This window comes from Streptomyces sp. H27-D2 (genome assembly GCF_035828615.1).
Classification (GTDB): domain Bacteria; phylum Actinomycetota; class Actinomycetes; order Streptomycetales; family Streptomycetaceae; genus Streptomyces.
Window position 1 is genome coordinate 984 of the sequence record NZ_JAYMZR010000018.1, and the last position, 23,401, is coordinate 24,384.

Here is a 23,401-nt window from a genome sequence, read left to right on the forward strand (position 1 = left end):
TTGCTGATCCCGTATGGCGTCCGCTTGGGCGGGCAGGGCGGGCAGCACGGCGAAGGTGACGGCGGTCAGCAGGGCGAGCGTGCGGGCGCGCGGGAGGGGCGTGCGGAGCGGCTTGTTCGCGGTCATCGGGGCGGCTCCGTCGCTCGGTCGGCGGCCTTGCGCAGCAGCCGCTCGACGCGGCCCGCGATGCCGTGCGCGTCGTGCCCGAGGCCGGACTGCCCCGCGGTCGCGGTCGAACCGGAGCGCGTCACCTCGGCGGCGGGGCGCGGGTCGGCGACCTCGCGGCCGTCGGCGAAGCCCGAGACCGCGTAGACGACGGCGGGGACGTCGGTCAGCACGCCCAGCGTCCAGCTCGCGCGCTGCGCCGCACCGAAGCCGGCGGCGGCGGTGCCCTCGGCCCGGTAGGGACGCGGCAGCAGATCGCCGCGCCCGGCGAGGTCCTCGCGTGCGAACCGCTTGTGCAGCGCCCGCATCCCGTCGCGGTCGGCCTTGGTGAACACGATGCCGACGGTGGTGACGCCGCTGCTGGTGGCGTCGACGTAGGTGGCGCGCAGCAGCCGCTTGCAGCCGACCGGGGAGAGCGCCTTCGCGAGCAGCGGGTCGAACGCGTCGGCGCAGCCGCTGTCCGGGGCCACCGCGACCCTGGTCCAACGCCGGTCCGCGCCGCCCGGTCCCGCACGTTCCCCGCGCAGCGTGCGCGGGAACAGTTCGTCCACGGGCACGTTGTGCCAGAGCGCCCGTGCCGTGGTGTATCCGCTGCCGGACGCCGGGTCGTCGTCCGGGTCGCCGCTCAGCCAGATCCCGGTCGCGGCGCCGCCGGTCAGTCCGAGGCCCAGTACGAGGCAGAGCAGCGCGGCGGCCATCCGGGCGGGCGTCCGGCGCGGGCGGTTCGGCGGGCGCACGGCCGTGCTCGTCGCCGGGCGGCTCGGCCATACCTCGTGCCAGAGCGGCTCGGTGGGCGGCTTCGTCGCCGGAGGCGCTCCGGGCGGCGCTGCTCGTAGGGGCGTTCCGAAGGCCGCGCCGGTGATGGTCACAGCGGTCTCCTCAGGACGCGGGGCGGTCCTGGGCGGAGAGGGGCGCGCTGCCCTGGAGGCCCTGGCCGCCGGGGAGTCGGAGGTGAGCGGGGGCATGGCGGCGGTCGTTCCGGCAGCTGTTCCGCCGCTCGGTCCCCCGCCGGCCGTGCCGCGCGGGGGCGCGCTCGCGCCGGCGTACGGCGTGCTGCCCGCGCCGGCGCTCGGCGACGCGTTCGCGCCGGTGCGGGCGGCTGCGCGCCGGGCGGCCGACGGGGCGGCCCGTGGGCCGGCTGCGGCGCTTGGCGGGTGCGGCGGGGCGGCCGGTTGACGCGGGATCACGTGTTCCGGCACGACCGGCGGGGCGCTGGGGCGCGGGGGCGTCGTCGGCGCGGGGCGCACCGGAGGCCGGGGAGGAGGCGTCGGGGCCGGTGCGTGACCGGGGGCGGCGCGGTGGCTCGCCGGGGGCGGTGGTGCGCTGGGGCGCGGCGGTATCGGGTGGGTCTGGAGGCGCTGACGCGGCGCGGCCTCCTGAGGGGAGCCGACGCGCTCGGCTTCCGTACTCACGCGCTCCCCCTCGCACCCTTCGCGACCTGGTCACCGTCCCGCCCGACCGGCAGTTGACACAGGCCGGTTCGGGCCCGTCCGTCCATGTTCGTCCCATGGACCCGCGCGCTGCCGGCCTGCCGATCGTGATCGGCGACGTTCGCGCCACTCTACGGGCTGCGCGGGCTGCCGGGGGAGCCCGCCGCCGGTCGTGACCGGTCTGTCCCGATCACACCTCTACCCAGCGGTAATGACGTTCTGGCAAGCTGCCCACATGTCCGACACTGCTGCCGACCGAGCCCGCTACGACCGGGCCACCGCCCATCTGGACGCCCCTGTGGCCGTCGTCGACCTGGAGGCTTTCGACGCGAACGCGGACGACCTGGTCCGCCGCGCGCAGGGCAAGCCGATCCGGGTGGCGAGCAAGTCGGTGCGCTGCCGGTCGCTGCTGGAACGGGTGCTGGGTCGCGAGGGATTCGCCGGGATCATGAGCTTCACCCTCGCCGAGTCGCTGTGGCTGGCCAGGTCGGGCTTCGAGGACGTGCTGCTCGCCTACCCGTCCGCCGACCGGGAGGGCTTCGCCGAGCTGACCGCCGATCCGAAGCTCGCCGCCGCGGTGACCGTGATGGTGGACGACGTCTCGCAGCTCGCGCTGATCGACGCGGCCCGCGCGGGCGGCGCCGAAGAAGTGCGGGTCTGCCTGGAGTTGGACACCGCGCTGGAGCTGCTGGGCGGCCGGGTGCGGATCGGCGCCCGCCGCTCGCCGCTGCGGCAGCCCGGGCAACTCGCCGAGCTGGCCCGGTCGATCGGCCGCCGGCCGGGGTTCCGGGTGGTGGGGCTGATGGCGTACGAGGGGCATGTGGCCGGGGTCGGCGACTCGATCGCCGGGCGGCCGGTGCGCTCGCGCGCGATCCGGCTGATGCAGAGCGCCGCGCGCCGTGAGCTGGCGACGCGCCGGTCCGAGGTGGTGCGGGCCCTGCGGAGCGTGTCCGACCTGGAGTTCGTGAACGGCGGCGGCACGGGCAGTGTGCAGCACACCGCGGCCGAGGAGGCGGTGACGGAGATCGCGGCGGGCTCCGGCCTGTTCGTGCCGCGTCTGTTCGACAACTACACCTCGTTCCGGGGCCGCCCGGCGGCGCTGTTCGCGCAGCCGGTGGTACGGCGTCCCGGCGTGGGCGTGGTGACGGTCCTCGGCGGCGGCTACCCGGCGTCCGGAGTGGCCGGGCCGGACCGGCTGCCGGTGCCGTACCTCCCCACCGGGCTGCGCTACGACCCGCAGGAGGGGCCGGGCGAGGTGCAGACCCCGCTGCTGGGCGGGCCCGCCGACGATCTGCTGATCGGCGACAAGGTGTGGTTCCGGCACGCGAAGGCCGGCGAGATGTGCGAGCGCTTCGAGACGCTGCGGCTCATCGAGGGGGACCGGGTCGTGGAGTCGGCGCCGACGTACCGCGGCGAGGGCCGCACTTTTCTGTAGCCCCGACTTTTCCATGGCCCTGTGGTCGCACGGCACAGCTCCCCCGGACCGGCGGTCCGGGGGAGCTTCCGGCGACAGCCGGCGAGCCGCCGCGCCGAAGTGGCCGCCCGGCGTCAGACGGTGTCGCTGTCGCCGCTGCCGCCGTCGATGGCCTTGACGCCCTTGACGATCTCGTCCATCACCTTCAGCGACGGCCCCTGGTCGCTCGCGTCGAAGCCGAAGCGCAGCACGACCAGGCTCTGCGAGCCGGTGGGCGCGGGGAACACCACGGACTGGACGTAGCCGCCGTCGCCCTTCTCGGTGTCGAGCTTCCAGCGGACCAGATAGCCCTTCTGCCCGGCGACGGTGACCGCTTCGGACTTGAGCTTCTTGTGCGACTTGATGCCGCCGTACATCTGCTTCTCGGTCAGCGGGTCCTTGCCGTAGGACTCCTCCGCGTTCTGCTCGATGTCCTCCTTGGCGACGCCCTCGGCGGTGTCCGCCTTGTAGCCCGTGGCCGTATTGGTGAAGACGCCGCCGCGCACACACATGCCCGAGTTCTTCTGCGGGCAGGTGTAGTCGTCCTTGGTGAGGCCCGCGCCGCCGGAGTCGCTGCGGCCCTGCCGCCAGTCCTTCGGGGCCGGCAGCGTGATGCCGTTGAGCTGGTCCTCCACGACGTTCGGGTCCTGGCTGGGCGTCGGGGCGGGCTCCTCCGTCCGCTGCTCCTCCGGCGAGGGCTTCGCGGAGGTCGCGCTCGGCTTGGGCTCGGCTTCGTTGCCGCTGTCGTCGTCCTGGTTCAGCAGGACGACGCCGCCGACGATGGCCGCGACCAGGACGACCGCGCCGACGATGGCCGCGATCATCGGTCCGCGCCGCCGCCCGCCGCCGTTCCCGCCCGTGCCGCCGGGCGGCATCCCGTAACCGGGGGCGGGCGCTCCGGACGGCCCGAGCGGCTGCGCCGGGCCGAAACCGGGCTGCTGCTGTGCCGGCGGAGGCTGCTGCGGCTGCTGTACGGGCGCGTACGCGGCGCCCTGCGCGGCTCGGGTGTGGTCGGTCCACGCGGAGCCGTCCCACCAGCGCTCCAGAAGCGGGCCGTTGCCTGTGTGCCCTGGGTCTGGATACCAGCCGGGCGGGGTCGTCATACTCACGCGGTCACCTTATGGGTAAGCCTTCCCATCAGTACACGTGCGTCCCACCCGTAACGGCTGCCGGGCGTCGCGCGACGCCCGGCAGCAGTCCGGCAGCAGTCCGGAGTCTCCCGCTCCGAAGGGCTCGCGCCGCTACACCGGGGTGACGTAGGCCCCCGCGATGCCGCCGTCCACCAGGAATTCGGCGGCGTTGACGAACGAGGAGTCGTCGCTGGCGAGGAAGGCGACCGCGCCGGCGATCTCCTCCGGCTCGGCGAACCGGCCGACGGGCACGTGCACCAGCCGGCGCGCGGCCCGCTCCGGGTCCGTCGCGAAGAGCTCCTTGAGCAGCGGGGTGTTGACCGGGCCGGGGCAGAGCGCGTTGACCCGGATGCCCTCGCGGGCGAACTGGACGCCCAGCTCGCGGGACATCGCGAGCACCCCGCCCTTGGAGGCGGTGTAGCTGATCTGCGAGGTGGCGGCGCCCATCTTCGCCACGAAGGACGCGGTGTTGATGATCGAGCCCCTGCCCTGCTCCCGCATGTAGGGCAGGACGTACTTGCAGCAGAGGTAGACGGAGGTGAGGTTGACCTCCTGGACGCGCCGCCAGGCGTCGAGTCCGGTGGTCAGGATCGAGTCGTCGTCGGGCGGTGAGATGCCCGCGTTGTTGAAGGCGATGTCGACCGAGCCGTAGGTGTCGAAGGCGGTCTTGTAGAGCGCTTCGACCTGCTCCTGATCGGTGACGTCGACCTGCACGAAGAGCCCGCCGACCTCGGCGGCGGCGGCCTTGCCCGCGTTCTCGTCGATGTCGGCGCAGACGACGTTCGCGCCCTCGGCGGCGAAGCGGCGGGCGGTGGCGAGGCCGATGCCGCTGCCGGCTCCGGTGATCACGGCGGTGCGGCCGACAAGGCGGCGGCAGACGTTGGTGTCGGTCATCGTGGTCATTCCTCCGTGCTGATGAAGACGTTCTTGGTCTCGGTGAAGGCCGCGAGGGCGTCGGGGCCCAGTTCCCGGCCGAGGCCGGATTCGCGGAATCCGCCGAAGGGGGTCGAGTAGCGCACCGCGCTGTGCGAGTTGACGGACAGGTTGCCCGCCGCGACGGCACGCGACATGCGCAGGGCGCGGCCTACGTCGCGGGTCCAGATCGACCCGGACAGTCCGTACGGGGTCGCGTTGGCCAGCCGTACGGCGTCGGCCTCGTCGTCGAAGGGGAGCAGTACGGCCACCGGGCCGAAGATCTCCTCGACGGCCACCGGCTCGTCGGCCGTGGCGGGGGTCAGGACGGTCGCCGGGTACCAGAAGCCCTTGCCGCCGGGCGCTTCGCCGCGGATCGCGGCGGTGGCGTTCTGCGGGACGTAGGAGCGCACCCGGTCCCGCTGGGCGGCCGAGATGAGCGGGCCCATGCCGGTGGCGGGGTCGGCGGGGTCGCCGACGGTGACGGCCCGGACGGCGGGCTCCAGCAGTTCCAGGAACCGGTCGTAGACACTCCGTTGGACCAGGATGCGGCTGCGGGCGCAGCAGTCCTGGCCGGTGTTGTCGAGGAAGGCGCCGGGCGCGGCGGCGGCGGCGCGCTCCAGGTCGGCGTCGTCGAAGACGATGTTGGGGCTCTTGCCGCCGAGTTCGAGGGTCACCCGCTTCACGCCGGCCGCGCACTTGGCCATGATCTGTTTGCCGACCGGGGTGGAGCCGGTGAAGACGACCTTGGCCACGCCGGGGTGTTCGACCAGGGCGTTGCCCACCACCGGTCCCGCGCCGGGCAGCACCTGGAAGAGTCCCTCGGGCAGCCCCGCCTCCAGCGCGAGCGCGGCGAGCCGCAGCGCGGTCAGCGGGGTCGTCTCGGCGGGCTTGAGGATGACGGCGTTGCCGGCGGCGAGCGCGGGGGCGGCGCCCCAGGCGGCGATCGGCATCGGGAAGTTCCACGGCGCGATCACCACGACGACGCCGAGCGGTTCATGGAAGGTGACGTTCAGTCCGCCCGCCACCGGGATCTGCCGGCCGCTGAGCCGCTCGACTCCGCCGGCCGCGTAGTCGAGCAGGTCGCGGACGTTGCCGGCCTCCCAGCGGGCGTTGCCGATGGGGTGGCCCGCTTCGCGGACCTCCAGCTGGGCGAGTTCTTCCAGGTGGTCGTCCACGACGATCGCGAAGCGGCGCAGCAGCCGCGCCCGGTCGGCGGGGGCGAGCGCCGCCCAGGCCCGCTGGGCTCTCGCGGCCCGCAGGACTGCGGCGTCGGCGTCGGCCGGGGTCGAGGCGGGGACAGTGGCGATGACTTCTTCGGTCGCCGGGTTCAGTACGCGGTGCTCCGCGACATGGTGCTCCGCGGCGTCGTGCTCTGCCGCGTGGTGCTCTGGGCCGCCCTGTTGGGCGCGGTGCTCGGACAAGCTGCTTTCTCCTGTGCTGGGGTTCTCCAGGATCGTGGTCCCGGGCCGTCTCCCGGCCCGACCCGCCGCGTCGGGCGGGTCCGCCGTCACATGCGTTCGAAGGACCGGAAGCGCTCCCAGTCCGTGACGGCCGCGTCGTATGCCTTCTGCTCGACGTTCGCCATGTGCAGGTAGTGCTCGACGACCTCGTCGCCGAAGGCGGCGCGGGCGATGGGGCTCGCCTTCCAGCGCTCGGCGGCCTCCCGCAGGCTGGTGGGGACGTGGGCCGCGTCGCCGTCGTAGGCGTTACCGGTGCACGCCTCGGGGAGTTCGAGCTTGTTCTCCACGCCGTACAGGCCCGCCGCGACCATGCCGGCGACCGCGAGGTAGGGGTTCACGTCGCCGCCGGGCAGCCGGTTCTCGAAGCGGTGGGACGGGCCGTGGCCGATGACGCGCAGCGCGCAGGTCCGGTTGTCCGGGCCCCAGGCGACGGCGGTGGGCGCGAAGGAGCCGGGCCGGAAGCGCTTGTAGGAGTTGATGTTGGGGGCGTAGAGCAGGGTGAAGTCGCGCATCGCGGCGACCTGCCCGGCGAGGAAGTGCCGCATGGTCTCGGACATGCCGTACGGGCCGTCCTCGTCGGCCATCACATGGTTGCCCGCCTCGTCGCGGAGCGAGAGGTGGATGTGACAGGAGTTGCCCTCGCGCTCGTTGTACTTCGCCATGAAGGTGAGCGACTTGCCCTCCTGCGCGGCGATCTCCTTGGCCCCGGTCTTGTAGACGACGTGCTGGTCGCAGGTGGTGAGCGCCTCGTCGTAGACGAAGACGATCTCGTGCTGGCCGAGATTGCACTCGCCCTTCGCGGACTCCACCGTCATGCCCGCGGCGCCCATCTCGTTGCGGATGCGGCGCAGCAGCGGCTCGACCCGGCTGGTGCCGAGGACGGAGTAGTCGACGTTGTACTGGTTGGCCGGGTTCATGTCGCGGTAGCCGCGACTCCAGCCTTCCTCGAAGGTGTCGTTGAAGACCAGGAACTCCAGCTCGGTGCCCGCGTAGGCACTCCAGCCGCGCTCGGCGAGCCGGTCGAGCTGGCGGCGCAGGATCTGCCGCGGGGAGGCGACGACGGGGGTGCCGTCGTGCCAGCCGAGGTCGGCGGTGACCATCGCGGTGCCCTCGTTCCAGGGCGTGCGGCGCAGCGTGGAGAGGTCGGGGCGCATGGCGAAGTCGCCGTAGCCACGGTCCCAGGACGCCATCGCGTAGCCGTCGACGGTGTTGAGGTCGACGTCGACGGCGAGCAGGTAGTTGCAGCCCTCGGTGCCGTGTTCCAGCACTTCCTTGAGGAAGAACGGGGCGGCGAACCGCTTGCCCTGCAGCCTTCCCTGCATATCGGTGAAGGCGAGGACGACAGTGTCGATCTCCCCGGAGTCGACGAGCATGCGCAGCTCCTCGACGGACAGCGGGGGTGTGCGGTCTGCCACGGGAATTCCTCCTGTCGGTGCAACCAGAGGTCATAAGGTAGGCACACGAACCATTGATTGGGAAGAGACTCGTTGGAGGACCTGATGGATTCGCCGATGGAGGACACCGCCGCGGACGACGCCGAGGCGACCCGGGACGCCGCCGCGGCGGACCGGCTGGCGCCGGTGCTGCGGCCGGTCCGGGCGGGCAACGGCTTCGAGGAGGCGCTGGAGCAGATACTCCAGGTGGTGCGGCTCGGCCTGGTCCCGCGCGGGGAGCGGCTGCCCGCCGAGCGCGACCTCGCGGAACGGCTGGGCGTGAGCCGGATGACGCTGCGCGAGGTGCTGAAGGTGTTGCAGGAGCAGGGCCTGGTGGAGAGCAGGCGGGGGCGGTACGGCGGCACGTTCGTCCGGCAGCGCCCCGAGGTGGCGGCCGGCGGCGCCGAGGACGAGCTGCGGCGGCGGGTCGGGCAGCTGGACGTGGAGGACACGCTGCGCTTCCGCGAGGTGCTGGAGGTGGGCGCGGCCGGGCTGTGCGCGGTGCACGGCCTCTCCGAGGAGCAGGCGGACCGGCTGCGGGCGGCGCTGGCCGCGACCCAGGACGCCCCGCTGGCGGACTACCGGCGGCTGGACACGATGCTGCATCTGACGCTGGCCGAGCTGTCGGGCTCGCCGTCGGTCGCCGCGCGGTACGCGGCGGTGCGGGCGAATGTGAACGATCTGCTGGACTGCATTCCGCTGCTGGTGCGGAACCTGGAGCATTCGCAGCAGCAGCACGCGGCGCTGGTCGAAGCGGTGCTGGAGGGCGACGCGGACGGGGCGCGCGAGGTGACGCGCGAGCACTGCGCGGGCACGGCGGCGCTGCTGCGCGGGTTTCTGGCCTGACGCAGGGCCGCCCGGGTACGCCGTCCGGGCGGCCCGGGTAAGCCGTCCGGCGGCCCGGCTGCGCAGGCGAGCGGCCGACCGGGCCGGCCTCCGGGCCGCCGCTCAGGCCGCCGCTCAGGCCGCCGCTCAGGCCGCCGCTCAGGCCGCCGCTCAGGCCGCCGCTCAGGCCGCCGCTCAGGCCGCCCGCGGCGACCGTAACCAATCTTTAACGCAAGGGTCTTGCGCACGAGCGCCGCCGACCATAAAGGTATGGCACCAAACCTTTACCCATCTTGGCAGGAGCGGCACATGCCCGACGGCCCCGAGTCTCCCTCCGCATCACCACCCCCCGCCGCCCCCGCGGACCGTACGTCCGGCGCGGACGGCTCCGCGGCGGCGCCCACGGACGCCCCCGGCGACGAGTACCTTCAGCGGCGCGCGCTGCGCCGGGGCACCGCGGGCCCGCTGCTGCTCACCGGGCTCGGCGTCGCCTATGTCGTCTCCGGTGACTTCTCCGGCTGGAACTTCGGGCTGGCCGAAGGCGGCTTCGGCGGTCTGGCCATCGCCATGGTCCTGATGGGGCTGATGTACACCTGCATGGTGTTCTCGCTCGCCGAGCTGTCGTCGGTGCTGCCGACCGCGGGCGGCGGCTACGGCTTCGCCCGCCGCGCGCTGGGCACCTGGGGCGGCTTCCTCACCGGCACCGCGATCCTGATCGAGTACGTGCTCGCCCCGGCCGCGATCTCCATCTTCATCGGCGACTACGTCGAGTCGCTCAACCTCTTCGGCCTGGAATCCGGCTGGCCGGTCTACCTCGCGTGCTTCGCGATCTTCATCGGCATCCACCTGTGGGGCGTGGGCGAGGCGCTGCGCTTCAGCCTCGTGGTGACCGCCATCGCGGTGGCCGCGCTGGTGATCTTCGGACTCGGGGCCATCACCGAGTTCGACTCGGGAGCGCTCAACGACATACCGGCCGACACGAGCGCGTTCGGCCACAACTCCTGGCTCCCGTTCGGCGTGCTCGGCATCTGGGCGGCCTTCCCGTTCGGCATGTGGTTCTTCCTCGGAGTCGAGGGCGTGCCGCTCGCCGCCGAGGAGACCAAGGACCCGGCCCGCACCCTCCCCAAGGCGATGGCCTGGTCGATCTGCATCCTGCTGGTGCTCGCGCTGCTCACCTTCCTCGCCGCGACCGGCGCGCGCGGCGCGTCCGCCGTCCAGGACGCGGGCAACCCGCTGGTCGAGGCGCTGCAACCGGACGGCAAGGCGACCGCGCTGAGCCGGTTCGTCAACTACGCGGGACTCGCGGGCCTGGTGGCCTCGTTCTTCTCGCTCATCTACGCCGGCTCACGGCAGCTGTTCGCCCTCTCCCGGGCCGGCTACCTGCCGCGCTTCCTGTCCCTGACGAGCCGCCGCAAGGCCCCCTACCTCGGCCTGCTGGTGCCCGGCGCGCTCGGCTTCGCGCTCGCCGCGGCGACCGGCGACGGCGCCCGGATGCTCAACGTCGCGGTCTTCGGCGCGACCATCTCGTACGCCCTGATGTCGCTCTCGCACATAGTGCTGCGCCGCCGCGAGCCGGGCCTGCACCGCCCGTACCGCACGCCGGGCGGCATGATCACCTCCTCGGTGGCCTTCGTGCTCGCGTGTTCCGCGCTGGCGGCCACCTTCCTGGTGGACAAGGACGCGGCGTTCATCGCGCTCGGGGTGTACGCGGTGGCCCTGGCCTACTTCGCCTTCTACTCGCGGCACCGGCTCGTCGCCGCCGCGCCCGAGGAGGAGTTCGCGGCGCTGGCCGCCGCCGAGGCCGAACTCGAACGCGACTGACGCCAACGCGCGCGTACACGTGCGTGACACCGGCGCACCCGACCCGAACGCGGCTGACACAGTCGACGCACGCCCAGCGCCGCGAGTGCGCGAACGACCGATCGGAGACCCCCTGTGCCCAAGCCGCTCATCGGCATCAGCACCTACCTCGACGAGTCGGTGCGGTGGGGCGTCTGGCACCTGCCCGCCGCGCTGCTCCCGTCCGGCTACCACCGGCTCGTGCAGCGCGCGGGCGGCCTCGCGGTGATGCTGCCGCCGGACGACCCGGCCGAGGCCAGGACAGTGCTGGCCCGGCTGGACGGCCTGGTGGTCTCGGGCGGGCCCGACGTCGAGCCGGGACGCTACGGAGCCGACCCGCATCCTCGGACCGGACCGCCCGCGCCGGAGCGGGACGCCTGGGAACTCGCCCTGATCGAAGCGGCCCTGGCCACCGGGGTACCGCTGCTGGGCATCTGCCGGGGCATGCAGCTGATGAACGTCGCGCTGGGCGGCACCCTCGTCCAGCATCTGCCGGACGCGGTCGGACACAACGGGCACAGCGGCCCGGCCGGGGTGTTCGCCCGGCACGACGTGAACCCGGTCCTGGGGACGCTGCTCGGCGAAGTACTGCCCGAACCGCTGGCCGTGCCGACCTATCACCACCAGGGCCTGGGCCGGCTCGGCCGCGGCCTGATCGCCTCCGCCCACACGGACGACGGCACCGTCGAGGCGGTCGAACTGCCCGGCGCTGGCTACGCGGTGGGCGTGCAGTGGCATCCGGAGGCCGGGGACGATCTACGGGTAGCGCGGTCGCTGGTCGAGGCCGCGGGCCGGCCTGCCGCCGGGGCTTAGCGGGCGCGGAGCGCGCGAGCGGCGGGCCGCCGGACCGCCCCGCTCCCCCGCGTCAGCCCGCCCGCTCCTGATGGACGAAACGGGCGAGATGCGGCGAGCTGGGCGAGCGACCGGCGTTGCCCACCAGGCGCGGCTGAAGCAGCACCGACCGGTCGTCCAGCGGGCTGCGGACCCCGGTCCAGCAGGACAGCCGACCAACAGGCGACCAGGCAACCAGGCCAACTGTCCGTCAGCCCGCCGGCCGGGTCAGCGCGAGCAGGTCGCGGGCCGGGCCGGCGGGCCGGCTGCCCGTGGGCCAGACCGCGCGCAACTCGCGGCGCAGCCGTACGCCCTCGACCGGGATCTGCGCCAGCCGGTGCGCGGCCAGCTCCTCACGGACCGCCAGCTCGCTCAGTACGGACGGGGCGGCGTCGCTGAGCACCGCGGCCTTGAGCGCGGTGGTCGAGGAGAGTTCGAGCAGCGGGGTCGCGAGGCCGCCGTACGCGTCCAGTGCGGCGTCGAGCACCTGCCGGGTGCCCGATCCGCGCTCACGCAGCACGAGCGGGGTGGCCGCCAGCTCGTCCGGGCCCAGCGGCGCGCGGCGGCGCGCCCAGGGGTGGCCGGGGGCGGTGACGACGATGAGCCGGTCGTGGCCGATCACCACGGCGTCCAGGCCCTGCGGCACGTCCAGCCCCTCGACGAACCCGAGGTCCGCCTCGCCGGCGAGCAGCCGCTCGGCGACCGCCGCCGAGTTTCCGGCGAGCAGCGAGACGGCGGTGTCCGGACGCTGCCCGCGCAGCGCGATCAGCCAGCCGGGCAGCAGATACTCCGCGATGGTCATGCTCGCCGCCACCCGCAGCCGGGAGTCGCGCCGGTGCCGCAGCGCCTGCGCGCCCGCGTCGAACGCCTCGGCGGCGTCCACGATCCGCCGGGCCCAGTCGGTGACCAGCGCGCCGACCTCGGTGAGCCGGGAGCCGGTGGGCGAGCGGTCCAGCAGCGTGACGCCCAACTGGCGTTCCATGGAACGGATCCGGCTGCTCGCGGCGGGCTGGCTGACGCCGACCTCCCTGGCCGCGCGACCCAGGCTGCCGAGCCGGGCGACCGCGAGCAGCAGCTCCAGCGCGCCCAGATCGGGCACCCGGTGCGCGAGCGTGGCGACCGGGTCGTCCCGCGTCCCCTGGGTACGACTTTCCCGCTGTGTACGGCTTTCCCGTGCGCTGCCCATAAAGCCAGCTTATGCCCTCATAGACCAGGACTCCCTGGTGGGGGCCGGTGTCCGGCCCGATCGTGGAAGCATGGCCCTCCTCGCGCAACCGCGCCTCCTGCCCGCCGCCGAACCCCGCTCCCGCGGCTCGGTGCGCCACCTGGGCCCCAATTGGTACGCCACGGTGATGGGCACCGCGATCGTCGCGAACGCGGGGGCCGCGCTGCCGCAGCAGGTGCCCGGCCTGCGCGCGCTGTGCGTCACGCTCTGGGCGCTGTCCGCGCTGATGCTGGCGGCCCTGCTCGCCGCGCGCTGCGCGCACTGGCTGCGCCACCCCGACCAGGCCCGCCGCCATCTGCTGGACCCGGCGGTCGCGCCGTTCTACGGCTGTCTGGCCATGGCCCTGCTCGCGGTCGGCGGCGGCACCCTGTCGGTCGGCGCGGACGTGCTCGGTTCGCGGGCCGCACTCGCCGCCGACGTGGTGCTGTGGTCGATCGGCACCCTCATCGGCCTGGTCTGCGCCGCCGCCATCCCGTATCTGATGGTGACCCGGCACCGCGTCGAGCCGGGCAGCGCCTCGCCCGTCTGGCTGCTGCCGGTGGTCGCACCGATGGTCTCGGGCGCGCTCGGCCCGGCCCTGGCGCCCCACCTGCCCGCCGGACAGTGGCGCGAGGCGATGCTGCTGGGCTGCTGGGCGCTGTTCGGCCTGAGCCTGCTCGCGACACTGATCATGCTGCCCCTGATCTTCTCCCGCCTGATCCACCACGGCCCGTTGCCGCTGGCCCTGACCCCCACCCTGTTCCTGGTCCTCGGCCCGCTCGGCCAGTCGACCACGGCCGTGAACAACCTGGCCGACGTCGCACCGGGCGCCGTAGGAACCCCGTACGCGGGCGCGCTGGACGCCTTCGCGGTGCTCTACGGGGTACCGGTGATGGGCTTCGCGCTGCTGTGGCTGGCGCTGTCCGCAGCGATGGCGCTGCGCGCGGCGCGGCGCGGGATGCCGTTCGCGATGCCGTGGTGGGGCTTCACCTTCCCGGTCGGCACCTGCGTCACCGGCGCGGCCGGACTGGCTGGGCACACCGGGCTGCACGCGTTCGGCTGGCTGGCGGCCGGGCTGTACGTCTTCCTGGTCGCGGCGTGGGCGGTGACCGGGGTGCGTACGGTGCGGGGCCTGCTCAGCGGGGCGTTGCTCGCAGCGCCCGAGCGAGTGTGACTTCGCGCCAGATGGCGTCCCAGCCTCTCAAGCGACCTACCTGGTGAGGGCTGTGATCGATAGAGCGGGCATGTCAGTGCTGATCGATCACGGCAAGGTGGGAGCGAACCGAGCCAGAGAAACTGCCCAGGACGTGGCGAGCCGCAGGGCAGTACGCAACAGGCACTGGCAGGCGCTCCGCGCTCATGTCTACCCTCGGAACATGACTGATTGCCTTCACGTCTACACAGCAACGGAAAGCCGTGAGACAGCCGTGGCGCTGGGCAGGAGTGCGACTGAGGCCCGGCTGGCTGCGGGCGTGCAAGTCGTCGGCCCAGTGGCGTCGCTGTTCTGGCACCTGGGTGAGTTCGGAGAGGGCGAGGAGTGGCAAGTTATCTTCAAGACGACTGCCGCCCGTTACCCGGCTCTTGAAGCGCACCTGTTGCAACATCATCCGTGGAAGAGCCCTGAGATCACTGCGGTACCCGTCGTGGCGGGTGCTGCGGCGTACGTGGATTGGGTGTCTCGCACCGTGGCGGACTGATCAGAGCGCGTTGGCCACATGTGACACCTGCGCCTGAAACTGTCGTGCGACAGCTTCGCGCGGGTATCGGCGGTCCAGCTCAGCGGTCAGCTCTCCGGCGACCAGAAGCAGGGACGGCAGGGACCTGCGCGACGTCTCCAGCGCTCGCGCGCCGATGGCTACGGCTTCCTCCAGCTCACCCGATCGGGCGGCGGTCACTCCGAGTGTGAGGCGGGCCTCGGCCACCCGCATCGGCGAGATCTCGGTTCCGTCGGGGGCTGTGCCCAGACGTACGACCTCATGTGCGTGGACGGCTGCGCGTTCGTCGTCGCCGAGCATCCGGTAGGCGTCCATCTCGTAGAAATCCCACTTATCGGGGTCGATCACGAAATGATGCTCGCGGTGCTCCGGCCGGGGAAGCCGTTCGAGGCGGGCCCGCCCGGCGTCGAGCGTGGCACGCACCTGGCGGGCGTCTCCCATACGTGCGTACGCCTTGGCTTGTTGGGCGTAGAGCTGCACTCCGATGCTGTGCGCCCGGTCGGACCGGTGACCGGCGTCGACGCAGTTGATCACGTCTTCGTAGCGTCCCTGCGTCAGGGCGAACCACGCACCGAGTTCCCAGGACCAAGCGGAGATCTCGCCGTGTCCAGCCTCCAGCCCGATACACAGGGCGGCGGCTCGGCTGGCCTCTGCTGCCTGGCGTTGGCCCATGTCGTACTCAAGGCATCCGCCGAGCAGGAACAGCCAACCGGCGGACACCAGCAGTTCACGATGTTGGGTCAGGGTGGTGCGACCGGCGAGAGTATCCGTGACGTGACGGATGCCCGCGCGGGCCTGCTGGTGGAGCTGGTCGGCGGGCATGTACGGGTAGGCGCGGCACAACTGGTCGATCGCCTGAGCGATCGTTTCCAAGTCGGCCGGTCCTACGTCGGTGGCGTGCGTGCGGCGTGCCAACTCTGCTACCTCCCATGGCCCGGGCTCTGGGGCCAGCATGACTGACCCGGTGGGCTGTCTCAATGCGGGAGTGGTCACCCGCGGAGTGGAGGCGGTCTCCCATGGGCGGGATGCGAGCCCGATCATGTTGCCTGGGATCCGTAGCGCATCGGAGATCTCTTCGAACTTCGCAAGGGAGGTGATCTCCCCCCGGCCCCGCGCCATCGTGCCGACCCGCTCGGGCTTGATGCCACAAGCCTCGGCGAGCTGGTTGTAGCTGATCCCGCCCCACTGGCGTGCGATCCGAAAGACGGTGCCGAAGTCGCGTCTGGAAAGCGCCTGTCGCACGTCTTCCCGCTCAAGCACACGGGGAGGTAAGGCCGTTGATGGTGTCACGTAACGCATGATCCAGAGGCCCCCGATGCTCGGTCGGAATGCGCTGCGATCTTCCTTACGAGTCTACCCACGGTAGGGGTACCCCTCGTGGGCTAACAGCCGGAGCGTCGGACTCCGAAGCTGTGAGGCATGAAATCCGGAGAGGGAGACGCGCACGGGCCATCGGTGGCGCGGCGTTGGGCCCGCAATGCCCGCTGCGTCGGCATGGCGCGTGCGGACTTGCGCAAGACGTTGAGTGAATGGGGTCTGGAATCAGTCCAGGACCCCGCAGCGGTAGTGCTGTCGGAACTGCTCACGAATGCCGTGCGGCATGCCCACGTCCCACCCGGCCGGGAGATCGAGACCCGTTATGCGCGAGCGGACGACGGCGTACGGATCGAAGTGCATGACGCGGCTCGCGAGCATCCCGAGCTACGAGCGCCAGACGTGGAAGCAGCCAACGGGCGGGGGCTGCTCATCGTGGCTGAGCTCTCGGATCGCTGGGGCGTGAATGACCGCGATGGGGTCGGCAAATCGGTGTGGGCCGTGGTGACGCCTGCTGGTGCCGGGCGGTGGTCGTGATGGCGGCGCGCTCGGTGTGGCGGTTCGTGGACTGGACGCTGAGCGTTGGCACCTCGGGCAGCGGGCCGATTTATGTCACGGAATGCGCAACCTGCGGGACATCCTCGGATGCGGCGGACGACACGGAAGGCCCGGAGACATGGTGTCTCCAGCATGCGGGCCGCACCGGTCACACGGGGTTCCGAAGCACCATCACCAGCTTCTTCCGCGCGTCGCCGGCCGATGCCACATCTCTGGCTGAACCTACGTCTGACGGCGTGCCACTCGCAGTGCCGCGCCAAGCACCCCCGCCGCCTCCGCCAACGAAGGCCCGTACCAGGTGAGATGACGCCCGCTGACCAGCGCCGCGGGCAGCTCGGGGAACGCCTCGGGTCCGTCGGACGCGGCGAAGCGGTACGGCTCGTCGGGCAGCACCACGAGGTCGAGACCCGCCGCGTTCAGCTCGTCGAGCGGGACGCGCGGATAGCGCTCCTCGTGCGAGACGTACGCGTTGTCGACCCCGAGCCGCGCCAGCAGGTCCCCCGCGAAGGTGTCCCGGCCGAGCACCATCCACGGCCGCCGCCAGATCGGCACGGCGGCGCGCCGGCGCGGGGAGTCGGCGGACACCCGCGACCAGGCGGCCTCCGCCTCGTCCAGCCACTTCGGCCGGACCAGCCCGCAGCCGCGCACCAGTACGCGCTCCAGCTCCCGGAACGCCCCGTCCAGTGCGCGCACCTCGGTGACGAGCACCTCGACGCCGGCGGCGCGCAGCGCGGCCAGGTCCGGTGCGCGGTTCTCCTCCTCGTTGGCGATGACCAGGTCGGGCGCGAGCGCGATGATCCGGGCGGTGTCGGGGTTCTTGGTGCCGCCGATCCGGACCACGTCGAGGCCGGCCGGGTGGCTGCACCAGTCGGTCGCACCGACGAGCAGGCCGGGGGCGGTGACGGCCACCGCCTCGGTCAGCGAGGGCACGAGCGAGACGACACGCATGGGCGGGGGCCTTTCCCTGGGCGGCGGGCGGGGCGGGGCGTGGTACGGGTACGGGCAGCCACGCCCGCGTCCATGGTCATGCCTGGGGCCGTCCGCCCACAACCAGCGAGCCCCGCCGCCGGCTGGATGCCGGTGACGGGGCTCTGCGCGCTGAAGTGCTTTCTGAAGTGCCCGCTGGAGTGCGGCTACTTCACCGGGGCCATCTTGTCGACGATGCCCGGGTTGGCGTCGATCCACTTGTCGACGCCCTCCTTCTCCTTGCCCTTGCCCGCTTCGAGGATGGACTGCTCAAGGCTGGCGAGCTGCTTGTTGTTCATGTGCCAGTCCTTCAGCCATCCACTGAACTCGGGGAACTTCTTCGGGAAGGACTTGTGCCCCAGCGAGCGGATCTCGTTGTTGGCGCCCCAGGCCTTCTTGGGGTCCTCCAGCCTGTTCAGCTTGTACTTGCTGTACGCCCAGTGCGGCGTCCAGAGCACGACCGCGATCGGCTCCTTCTTGGCGTACGCGCGCTCCAGCTCGGTGAGCATCGCGGGAGAGGAACCATCGACGACCTTGTACTCGCTGCCGAGGCCGTACTCCTTCAGGACCTTGCCCTTGAGCCGCTTCATCGCCCCGGTGCCCGGTTCGATGCCGACGATCCGGCCCTTGAACTTGCCGCCCTTGCCCTTGAGGTCCTCCAGGGACTTCACGCCCTTGACGTAGGACGGCACGGCGATCTCCAGCGAGGTCTTGTCGTACCAGGGGCCCAGGTCGACGAGATCCTTCTTGTACTTGTCCCAGTACTGCTTCTGCGCGACCGGGAGCCAGCCGTCGAGTTCGACGTCGAGCTGCCCGTCGGACAGGCCGGCGAAGACCGCGCCGACGTCGAGCCGTGAGAGCTTCGGCCGGTAGCCGCGGCGCTCCAGGACGTCCTTCCACAGGTATGTGGTGGCGACCGACTCGTCCCAGTCGAAGTGACCGATGTGCGGCGCGGCGCCCGCGTCCTTGCCCTTCTTGTCGGCCTTACCGGCGCTGCTCTTGACCGGCGCCAGCTTGTCGACCAGGCCCGGGTGCTTCTTGAGCCAGGACTGCACGGCCTCCTGCTCATGGCCGGTGCCGGCGTCCTTGATCTCGCCTTCGAGGCCGCCGAGCTGCTTCTCGTCCAGCTTGAAGTCCTTCATCCACTGCGCGACCTGGGGCTCGTCCTTGGAGAAGCCCTTCCGGCCGAGGGTGTGAAGGCCGTCGCCCTTGCCGAAGGATCCCTTCGGGTCCTTCAGCTTGGTCAGCTTGTACTTGTCGTACGCCCAGTGCGGGGTCCAGAGCGTGGTCGCGATCGGTTCCTTCTTCGCGACCGCGCGATCCAGCTCGGCCAGCATCGAGGCGGTCGAGCTCTGCACGAGCTTGTACTCGCTGCCGAGGCCGTAGTCCTTCGCGACCTTGTTCTTGTAGATCTTCATCTCGCCGGCGCCCGGCTCGATGCCGACGATCCGGCCCTTGAACTTGGCGCCCTTGCCCTTGAGGTCGTCGAGCGACTTCACGCCCTTGACGTAGGACGGCACGGCGATCTCCAGCGAGGTCTTGTCGTACCAGGCGCCGAAGTCTTCCAGCTTGTTCTTGTACTTCTTCCAGTACGCCGCGTGGGTCGTCGGCAGCCAGGAGTTGGTCTGGATGTCGATGTCGCCGCGTGCCTGGCCGGTGTAGAGCGCGCCGGCGTCAAGGGGCTTCGCCTGCGGCTTGAATCCGCGCTGTTCGAGGATTTCCTTCCACAGGTACGTGGAGGCCGTGCCCTCGTCCCAGTTGACGTAGCCGAGGCTGATCGGGCGACCGCCGCCGACGTCGGTGGCGGAGGGCTCGGAGTCCCCGCTCTTGCCGAAGACGTTCAGGCCGCCCGCGACGAGCGCGAGGACGACGACGCCGGCCATCGCCATCGAGGTGGCGGGCTTCCAGTGCAGCACCTTCATGCCGCTGAGCGCGTTCGCCTTGGCCAGCGCGCGCCGGCCGAGCGGGGAGACGCGCTGGTTGAGCGCACCGGTCATCCGGTCCAGGTACATCGCGAGGATGACGACCGCGAGACCGCCCTCGGTGCCGAGCGGCACGTCGACCGAGCTGATCGCCTGGTAGACGGTGGAGCCGAGGCCCTCGCCGCCGACCATGCCGGCGATGACGACCATGGACAGCGCCAGCATGATCGTCTGGTTGACGCCCGCCATGATGGTGGGCAGCGCGAGCGGCAGCTGTACGCGGAAGAGCGTGCGGCTGGGAGTAGTGCCGAACGCGTCCGCCGCCTCGACCAGCTCCGGGTCGACCTGGCGGATGCCGAGCTCGGTCATCCGGATGCACGGCGCCATCGAGAAGATGATCGTCGCCATGATGCCGGGCGCCACGCCGAGGCCGAAGAAGAGGATGCCCGGCAGCAGGTAGACCATCGCCGGCATCGTCTGCATGAAGTCCAGCACGGGGCGCAGCGCGCCGCCCACGGCACGGCTACGGGAGGCCCAGATACCGAGCGGCACCGCGATCACGATGGTGATCACACCGGCGACGAGCACCAGCGAGAGGCTCTGCATCGCCTCGTCCCAGAGCTCTATCGAGTCGATGATCATGAAGCCGACGAAGGTGAGGAGGCCGGGCAGCAGTCCTCGGAGCCACCAGGCGAGCAGCGCGAAGATGCCTGCGAGCAGCCAGAACCCGGGGGCCGCGAACAGTTCGTACAGCCCGTCGTACATCCCGGTCAGGACTTTGGTGATGAAGTTGAACAGCAAGCTGAAGTTGTCTCGGAGCCACTCGACGACCGAGTCGGCCCAACTGCCGATTTCGATCCTAGGCACCTGCGGTCACCTTGCCCTCGTCACTCTCGGCCTCGTCGCGCGGGGCGTCGCCCGGCGCGTGGGAAGCCTCGTTCTCCAGCATCGGCTCGCCCAGCACGGCCAGCAGCCGCGCGCGGGGTACGACGCCGATGAGCGCGCCGTCCTCGCCGATCACGGCGACCGGCTGGTCGCTGGTGGAGCACGGGGTGAAGAGCTCGATGATCGGGGTGTCCGCGCTCACCGTGGCGGGCGCGGCGTCGAACACGTCCTGGTCGGTGCGGAGCACCTTGCTCAGGCCCGTCTTCGCACCGAGTGCGGTCTCCACATCGGCCATGATCGCGCCGGCGGTGAGCACCCGTGAGCGGTCGACGTCCTGGGTGAAGGACGCCACGTAGTCATTGGCCGGGGTGACGAGGATGTCCTCGGCGGTGCCGATCTGGACGATCTCGCCGTCCCGCATCACGGCGATGTTGTCGCCGAGCCGCATGGCTTCGTTGAGGTCGTGGGTGATGAAGACGATGGTCTTCTTCAGCCGCTTCTGCAGCTCCAGGAGCTGGTCCTGCATATCGCGGCGGATGAGCGGGTCGAGGGCGCTGAAGGACTCGTCCATCAACAGCAGGTCGGCGTCGGTGGCGAGCGCGCGGGCCAGGCCCACGCGCTGCTGCATACCGCCGGACAGCTCGTCGGGCCAGGACTTCTCCCAGCCCTTGAGGCCGGCGAGTTCCAGGGCCTCGGTGGCGCGCTTCATGCGCTCCTCGCGGGGTATCCCCTGCACCTCCAGCCCGTACGCGGCGTTCTCCAGCACACTGCGGTGCGGGAACAGCGCGAAGTGCTGGAAGACCATGCTGATCTTCTGGGCGCGCACCGAGCGGAGGTCCTTGGGGCTCAGGGCGGTCAAGTCCTGATCATCGAAGAGGACACGTCCGGCCGTGGGCTCCAGCAGCCCGTTGAGCATGCGCAGCAGTGTGGACTTTCCTGAGCCGGAGAGGCCCATGACCACGAATATCTGACCCGCCTCGACGGTGAACGACGCATCGACCACCGCGGCGGTCGTGCCGTCGGCCCGCAACTCTTCGCGGCTGGCGCCGCCTTCGAGTCGTCGCACCGCGTCATCGGGTCGTCTGCCGAACACTTTGTACAGGTGCTCAGCTTGCAGCCTGGACACATACACCTCTCGGGTCGAACTGAAACGTCCCGTCTCGCCGGCCGATGGGCCGCCCCCTGCCCACGGCAGAGACTGGGTCGTAGAACGGCGCGGGTTCGGCCCGCTGGGCCGCCGTGATAGTTGAATCCATGAACGGTCCGCTCCAGGTGTGCGGCTGCCCGGACTTATGGGGCGCAAACCATCCGGTGATCCAGTTCACATATGTCCGAGGTTTACCGCGGCGGTCTGTGCTGAATTAGTGGTTTATGACCGATAAGCGGATGTGCTGATGCGGCATCATCGTGGGGTGACCCGACGACTGATGCTCCTCGACACCGCTTCCCTCTACTTCCGCGCCTACTTCGGGGTGCCGGATTCCGTCAGAGCCCCCGACGGCACCCCGGTGAACGCGGTGCGCGGACTGCTCGACTTCATCGCCCGGCTCGTCCAGGACCACCACCCCGACGACCTGGTCGCCTGTATGGACGCCGACTGGCGTCCGCAGTGGCGGGTCGACCTGATCCCCTCCTACAAGGCGCACCGGGTCGCCGAGGAGGTCCTGGCGGGCCAAGGCCCGGACGTCGAGGAGATGCCGGACACGCTGACCCCGCAGGTGCGGGTGATCGAGGAGGTGCTCGACGCGCTCGGCATCGCCCGGATCGGTGTGCCGCACTACGAGGCGGACGACGTCATCGGCACCCTCACCGGGCTGGCGCGCGGCCCGGTCGACATCGTCACCGGCGACCGCGACCTCTACCAGCTGGTCGACGACGAGCGCGGGGTGCGGGTGCTCTACCCGCTCAAGGGCGTGGGCACCCTGCAGATCGTGGACGAGTCCCTGCTGCGCGAGAAGTACGGCGTGGACGGCTCCGGCTACGCGGACCTCGCGCTGCTGCGCGGCGACCCGAGCGACGGGCTGCCGGGCGTGCCGGGCGTCGGCGAGAAGACCGCGGCCAAGCTGCTGGCCGCGTACGGCGACCTCGCCGGGATCATGGTCGCGGTCGGCGACCCGGCCTCGAAGCTGACCCCGGTCCAGCGCAGGCGGCTCGACGAGTCGCGGCCCTACCTCGCGGTGGCCCCCACGGTGGTGGGCGTCGCCATGGACGTGCCGCTGCCGCCGGACGTCGATATGGCGCTGCCCGACGAGCCGCACGATCCGGAGCGGCTCGACGCGCTGGCCGAGCAGTGGGGTTTGGGAGGCTCTTTGCACCGTCTGCTCTCCACCCTGCAGGACTGAGCTGTTAGGTTAGGTAAACCTAACCAACTGGCTGATCACAGGGGAGATGCCGTGGCAGACCGTCCGGCCCGCAAAAAACCACAGCTGAACCGGGCCCAGGTGGTGCGTACCGAACAGCTCACCCCGCACATGGTGCGGGTGGTACTGGGCGGCGGCAATCTGGCGGACTTCGGCGCGGGCGACTGCACCGACCACTACATCAAGCTGCTGTTCCTCAAGGACGGGGTCGACTACCCCGAGCCGCTCGACATGGAGGCCGTCCGCCGCGACATGCCCCGCGACCAGTGGCCGGTCACCCGGACGTACACCGTGCGCAGCTGGGACCCGAAGACCCGCGAGCTGGCGGTGGACTTCGTCGTGCACGGCGACTCGGGCCTGGCCGGACCGTGGGCGGCCGGCGTCAAGCCCGGCGCGGAAGTGCTCTTCCTCGGCCCCGGCGGCGAGTACGCCCCCCGCGCGGACGCCGACTGGCACCTCCTGGTGGGCGACGAAAGCGCGCTGCCGGCCATCGCCGCCGCGCTGGAGCGGCTGAGCGAGAACCTCAGCGAAGCGCCGGTCCGCGTCTTCATCGAGGTGGCGGGCCAACAGGAGCGGCAGGCGCTGACCGTCCCGGCCGGCGCCGAGATCGTCTGGCTGCACCGCGACGGCTCGCAGGCCGGCGACTCACTGGTCTCCGCCGTCCGCGCGATGCCGCTGCCGCCCGGCCGGGTGCAGGCGTTCGTACACGGCGAGGCGGGCTTCGTGAAGGAGCTGCGCCGCTGGCTGCGCGTCGAGCGGGAGGTCCCGCGCGAGCGACTGTCGATCTCCGGCTACTGGCGGCGCGGGCACGACGAGGACGGCTGGCAGGCCTCCAAGCGCGAGTGGAATCAGCAGGTGGAGGCGGAGCAGGAGAACCCGGAGCAGGAGAACCGGCAGCGGACGAAGAACGCGGCCGGGGTTCCGGCGAACTCCTGAAGCCCGCCCCGGTGCGAGCGTGCGGCCCGGCGCGGGGGGTACCCTGCCGGGCCGCACCCC

20 protein-coding genes are annotated in these 23,401 nt (G+C 71.5%); 10 read left to right on the forward strand and 10 right to left on the reverse strand.

Annotation, left to right across the window (positions count from 1 at the left end; all coding sequences use genetic code 11):
- Positions 1-122 precede the first annotated feature (122 nt).
- A complete protein-coding gene (locus QMK28_RS10050) occupies positions 123-1,034 on the reverse strand; it encodes a hypothetical protein (RefSeq protein ID WP_326436711.1) in 912 nt (303 codons plus the stop codon).
- Between the two features lie 796 nt (positions 1,035-1,830).
- Between QMK28_RS10050 and QMK28_RS10055 the strand changes: the two genes are divergently transcribed.
- A complete protein-coding gene (locus tag QMK28_RS10055) occupies positions 1,831-3,030 on the forward strand; it encodes an amino acid deaminase/aldolase (RefSeq protein ID WP_326436712.1) in 1,200 nt (399 codons plus the stop codon).
- A 113-nt stretch (positions 3,031-3,143) separates the two neighbouring features.
- On the opposite strand, the gene QMK28_RS10060 is transcribed toward QMK28_RS10055, so the two are convergent.
- The 4 genes from QMK28_RS10060 to QMK28_RS10075 form a co-directional block, all read right to left on the reverse strand.
- Positions 3,144-4,151 (reverse strand): DUF2510 domain-containing protein, encoded by a 1,008-nt coding sequence (locus tag QMK28_RS10060; protein WP_326436774.1) that lies wholly within the window; start codon positions 4,149-4,151, stop codon positions 3,144-3,146.
- 138 nt (positions 4,152-4,289) lie between these two features.
- A complete protein-coding gene (locus QMK28_RS10065) occupies positions 4,290-5,072 on the reverse strand; it encodes a 3-oxoacyl-ACP reductase (RefSeq protein WP_326436713.1) in 783 nt (260 codons plus the stop codon).
- Positions 5,073-5,077: 5 nt separating this feature from the next.
- A complete protein-coding gene (locus QMK28_RS10070) occupies positions 5,078-6,424 on the reverse strand; it encodes an aldehyde dehydrogenase family protein (RefSeq protein WP_326436775.1) in 1,347 nt (448 codons plus the stop codon).
- Between the two features lie 176 nt (positions 6,425-6,600).
- On the reverse strand, positions 6,601-7,968 hold the full coding sequence (locus QMK28_RS10075) for a glutamine synthetase family protein (RefSeq protein ID WP_326436714.1): 1,368 nt from the start codon (positions 7,966-7,968) through the stop codon (positions 6,601-6,603).
- An 84-nt stretch (positions 7,969-8,052) separates the two neighbouring features.
- On the opposite strand from QMK28_RS10075, the gene QMK28_RS10080 reads away from it, so the two are divergent.
- From QMK28_RS10080 to QMK28_RS10090, 3 genes are all read left to right on the forward strand, one after another.
- Entirely contained in the window at positions 8,053-8,832 is a 780-nt protein-coding gene (locus QMK28_RS10080; protein ID WP_443050623.1) for a FadR/GntR family transcriptional regulator, read from the forward strand.
- A gap of 288 nt (positions 8,833-9,120) precedes the next feature.
- Complete coding sequence (gene eat, locus QMK28_RS10085) at positions 9,121-10,632, forward strand: ethanolamine permease (protein WP_326436715.1); 1,512 nt, start codon at positions 9,121-9,123, stop codon at positions 10,630-10,632.
- A gap of 114 nt (positions 10,633-10,746) precedes the next feature.
- Entirely contained in the window at positions 10,747-11,463 is a 717-nt protein-coding gene (locus tag QMK28_RS10090; RefSeq protein ID WP_326436716.1) for a gamma-glutamyl-gamma-aminobutyrate hydrolase family protein, read from the forward strand.
- A gap of 229 nt (positions 11,464-11,692) precedes the next feature.
- On the opposite strand, the gene QMK28_RS10095 is transcribed toward QMK28_RS10090, so the two are convergent.
- Positions 11,693-12,667: a LysR family transcriptional regulator gene (locus QMK28_RS10095; protein ID WP_326436717.1), complete on the reverse strand. Its 975-nt coding sequence runs from the start codon at positions 12,665-12,667 to the stop codon at positions 11,693-11,695.
- Positions 12,668-12,737: 70 nt separating this feature from the next.
- Between QMK28_RS10095 and QMK28_RS10100 the strand changes: the two genes are divergently transcribed.
- The gene (locus QMK28_RS10100; protein WP_326436718.1) at positions 12,738-13,859 is read left to right on the forward strand and encodes a TDT family transporter; all 1,122 of its coding nucleotides are present in this window, start codon (positions 12,738-12,740) and stop codon (positions 13,857-13,859) included.
- A 70-nt stretch (positions 13,860-13,929) separates the two neighbouring features.
- Positions 13,930-14,382 (forward strand): divalent-cation tolerance protein CutA, encoded by a 453-nt coding sequence (gene cutA, locus QMK28_RS10105; RefSeq protein ID WP_326436719.1) that lies wholly within the window; start codon positions 13,930-13,932, stop codon positions 14,380-14,382.
- Here cutA and QMK28_RS10110 read toward each other — a convergent pair whose 3' ends face one another.
- On the reverse strand, positions 14,383-15,660 hold the full coding sequence (locus tag QMK28_RS10110; RefSeq protein WP_326436720.1) for a helix-turn-helix transcriptional regulator: 1,278 nt from the start codon (positions 15,658-15,660) through the stop codon (positions 14,383-14,385).
- Positions 15,661-15,819: 159 nt separating this feature from the next.
- On the opposite strand from QMK28_RS10110, the gene QMK28_RS10115 reads away from it, so the two are divergent.
- Complete coding sequence (locus QMK28_RS10115) at positions 15,820-16,251, forward strand: ATP-binding protein (RefSeq protein ID WP_326436721.1); 432 nt, start codon at positions 15,820-15,822, stop codon at positions 16,249-16,251.
- Complete coding sequence (locus QMK28_RS34235; RefSeq protein ID WP_443050632.1) at positions 16,251-16,574, forward strand: DUF7848 domain-containing protein; 324 nt, start codon at positions 16,251-16,253, stop codon at positions 16,572-16,574. The genes QMK28_RS10115 and QMK28_RS34235 overlap by 1 nt, the downstream gene beginning before the upstream one ends.
- Here QMK28_RS34235 and QMK28_RS10120 read toward each other — a convergent pair.
- From QMK28_RS10120 to QMK28_RS10130, 3 genes are all read right to left on the reverse strand, one after another.
- A complete protein-coding gene (locus tag QMK28_RS10120) occupies positions 16,495-17,220 on the reverse strand; it encodes a helical backbone metal receptor (RefSeq protein ID WP_326436722.1) in 726 nt (241 codons plus the stop codon). The genes QMK28_RS34235 and QMK28_RS10120 overlap by 80 nt on opposite strands.
- Positions 17,221-17,405: 185 nt before the next feature.
- Positions 17,406-20,027, reverse strand: a complete 2,622-nt coding sequence (locus tag QMK28_RS10125; protein WP_326436723.1) for an ABC transporter permease/substrate binding protein — start codon at positions 20,025-20,027, stop codon at positions 17,406-17,408.
- On the reverse strand, positions 20,020-21,171 hold the full coding sequence (locus QMK28_RS10130) for a quaternary amine ABC transporter ATP-binding protein (RefSeq protein ID WP_326436724.1): 1,152 nt from the start codon (positions 21,169-21,171) through the stop codon (positions 20,020-20,022). Before QMK28_RS10130 ends, QMK28_RS10125 begins: the two co-directional genes overlap by 8 nt.
- 301 nt (positions 21,172-21,472) lie before the next feature.
- On the opposite strand from QMK28_RS10130, the gene QMK28_RS10135 reads away from it, so the two are divergent.
- Both QMK28_RS10135 and QMK28_RS10140 read left to right on the forward strand, forming a co-directional pair.
- Positions 21,473-22,387 carry a 5'-3' exonuclease gene (locus tag QMK28_RS10135; protein WP_326436777.1) on the forward strand — a complete coding sequence of 305 codons (915 nt, stop codon included), beginning with the start codon at positions 21,473-21,475 and terminating at the stop codon, positions 22,385-22,387.
- Positions 22,388-22,438: 51 nt separating this feature from the next.
- Complete coding sequence (locus QMK28_RS10140; protein WP_326436725.1) at positions 22,439-23,341, forward strand: siderophore-interacting protein; 903 nt, start codon at positions 22,439-22,441, stop codon at positions 23,339-23,341.
- Positions 23,342-23,401 lie beyond the last annotated feature (60 nt).

Excerpts from the sequence above, each read along its gene's own strand:
- QMK28_RS10055 (WP_326436712.1), top strand. The coding sequence starts at position 1,831 with ATGTCCGACACTGCTGCCGACCGAGCCCGCTACGACCGGGCCACCGCC.
- QMK28_RS10060 (WP_326436774.1), bottom strand. The coding sequence starts at position 4,151 with ATGACGACCCCGCCCGGCTGGTATCCAGACCCAGGGCACACAGGCAAC.
- QMK28_RS10065 (WP_326436713.1), bottom strand. The coding sequence starts at position 5,072 with ATGACCGACACCAACGTCTGCCGCCGCCTTGTCGGCCGCACCGCCGTG.
- QMK28_RS10080 (WP_443050623.1), top strand. The coding sequence starts at position 8,053 with ATGGATTCGCCGATGGAGGACACCGCCGCGGACGACGCCGAGGCGACC.
- eat (WP_326436715.1), top strand. The coding sequence starts at position 9,121 with ATGCCCGACGGCCCCGAGTCTCCCTCCGCATCACCACCCCCCGCCGCC.
- QMK28_RS10095 (WP_326436717.1), bottom strand. The coding sequence starts at position 12,667 with ATGGGCAGCGCACGGGAAAGCCGTACACAGCGGGAAAGTCGTACCCAG.
- QMK28_RS10100 (WP_326436718.1), top strand. The coding sequence starts at position 12,738 with ATGGCCCTCCTCGCGCAACCGCGCCTCCTGCCCGCCGCCGAACCCCGC.
- cutA (WP_326436719.1), top strand. The coding sequence starts at position 13,930 with ATGTCAGTGCTGATCGATCACGGCAAGGTGGGAGCGAACCGAGCCAGA.
- QMK28_RS10115 (WP_326436721.1), top strand. The coding sequence starts at position 15,820 with ATGAAATCCGGAGAGGGAGACGCGCACGGGCCATCGGTGGCGCGGCGT.
- QMK28_RS34235 (WP_443050632.1), top strand. The coding sequence starts at position 16,251 with ATGGCGGCGCGCTCGGTGTGGCGGTTCGTGGACTGGACGCTGAGCGTT.
- QMK28_RS10120 (WP_326436722.1), bottom strand. The coding sequence starts at position 17,220 with ATGCGTGTCGTCTCGCTCGTGCCCTCGCTGACCGAGGCGGTGGCCGTC.
- QMK28_RS10135 (WP_326436777.1), top strand. The coding sequence starts at position 21,473 with ATGCTCCTCGACACCGCTTCCCTCTACTTCCGCGCCTACTTCGGGGTG.